This window comes from Coprococcus sp. LG101-27, from assembly GCF_027695515.1.
In the GTDB taxonomy this organism is placed as follows: Bacteria; Bacillota; Clostridia; order Lachnospirales; family Lachnospiraceae; genus Allocoprococcus; species Allocoprococcus comes.
This window is the reverse complement of sequence record NZ_JAQEUJ010000053.1, coordinates 1-1,857: the sequence shown is the minus strand read 5'-3', so window position 1 is coordinate 1,857 and position 1,857 is coordinate 1. Positions and strand designations below refer to the sequence as shown.

At 35.7% G+C, this 1,857-nt stretch carries 1 protein-coding gene; it reads left to right on the top strand.

Annotated elements, in window-relative coordinates; translation table 11 throughout:
* The first annotated feature begins 68 nt into the window (after positions 1–68).
* Positions 69–1,688 carry an IS1182 family transposase gene (locus PG766_RS16750; RefSeq protein ID WP_118199697.1) on the top strand — a complete coding sequence of 540 codons (1,620 nt, stop codon included), beginning with the start codon at positions 69–71 and terminating at the stop codon, positions 1,686–1,688.
* The last annotated feature ends 169 nt before the right edge of the window (positions 1,689–1,857 follow it).

Genomic DNA, 1,857 nt, shown 5'->3' with positions numbered 1-1,857 from the left:
CCTTTTCTTGTGCAAAAAAATAACTGCCAGACCTCGAAAGAATCTGGCAGTTGGTGTAAAATTAAGTTATGCTACTAACTAAATTATTACAAAAAGATTATACGAAAAATTCAGACGGATATCAACTTAAACTTCCGTTAAATCTTGAAACAATCATTCCTGAAGATGATTCTGTTCGATTACTAAGTCAGTTTGTGGAGGCTATGGATTTGACTGACCTATATTCTACTTATGAAAGAATAAATTCTGTGTCGCCCAGAACACTTTTGAAGATTGTGCTCTATTCTTACATGAACGGGGATTACTCCTCTCGTTCCATGGAACTAAATTGTAAAAGAGATATCAATTTTATGTTTCTTCTAGAAGGTTACCCAGCTCCTGATCATGCAACATTTGCAAGGTTTAGAAGTATCCATTTTGCTCCCTGTTCTAAACGTATCCTTGCAGAAATGTCTAATGCATTGTTTGATATGGGAGAAATTTCCGGAGAGACCATTTTTATTGATGGTACAAAAATTGAAGCCAGTGCCAATAAGTATACTTTCGTCTGGAAGAAGGCAGTAACAAAAAACCAGGCAAAACTTTTGCAGAAACTTGCTGATTTTGTAGCTGAGTGTGAGTTGCTTTATGATATAAAAATCGTTTATGGAAATACGATAAAAATAAAGCATGTAAAGAAGCTCCGCAAAAAACTGTATGCATTAAAAGAAACTGAAAATATAGTGTTTGTGCATGGGATTGGGAAAAGAAAAACTCCGCTTCAAAAAAGTATTGAAACTCTTGAAAGTTATTTGAGCCGGCTCAAAAAGTATAACCAGCAGATATATATCTGTGCGGAACGCAACAGTTATTCAAAGACAGATCATGATGCTACTTTTATGCGAATGAAGGAGGATGCCATGGGAAACGGACAGTTAAAGCCTGCTTATAATCTTCAGCATGGCGTGGATTCTGAATACATCACATGGCTTACCATAGGTCCCCAGCCTACTGATACCACAACGCTGATACCATTTTTGAAAGATGCACAGGAGCATTTGAAATTCAAATATAAAAACATAACAGCAGATGCTGGATATGAAAGTGAAGAAAACTATCTGTTTCTAGAAGCAAACGGTCAGCTTTCTTATATAAAACCTGCGAACTATGAGATTTCCAAAACCCGTAAATATAAAAATGATATCGGTAAGATAGAAAATATGGAGTATGATGTAAAAAAAGATATCTATACCTGTAGAAATGGTAAAAAATTAGGTGTAGATCATATCCGCCACTCAAAAAGCAAAACAGGATATGTAAGCGAAAAAACGATTTATAAATGTGAGGACTGTAATGGATGCCCTTACAAAAGCGAATGCATCAAAGGGAATAATTGCAAAACACCTTTGGAAGAACGGACAAAGACACTTCAGGTTGCGAAAATATTTCTAAAACATAGAAAAGAAGATTTAGACCGGATACTCTCAGAAAAAGGGATTCTCTTCAGGACAAACCGAAGTATACAGGCGGAAGGCTCCTTTGGAGATTTAAAACAGGATATGCAGTTCCGCAGATATTTAAGCAAAGGAAATGCAAATGTTCTTGCAGAGAGTACGTTGCTTGCCATGGCAAGAAACATAAACAAACTGCATAATAAGATTCAAAATGGAAGAACCGGAACACATTTATTTCCGATAAAAAGTGCCTAAATTTTGACTTATCAAAACAATTTTTCAAGCCAACAAAAATGGCTTATTAAAGTACGTCTTTAATAATAGCCTGTAACAATGAAAAGCGTTTTTTGATGGATTTTATCCTTAAAACAGCAAAAAGGAAGCTGCCGCTTCACGAAAATTCATTCGTTAAAGCGACAGCCCC

Excerpts from the sequence above, each read along its gene's own strand:
- PG766_RS16750 (WP_118199697.1), top strand. The coding sequence starts at position 69 with ATGCTACTAACTAAATTATTACAAAAAGATTATACGAAAAATTCAGAC.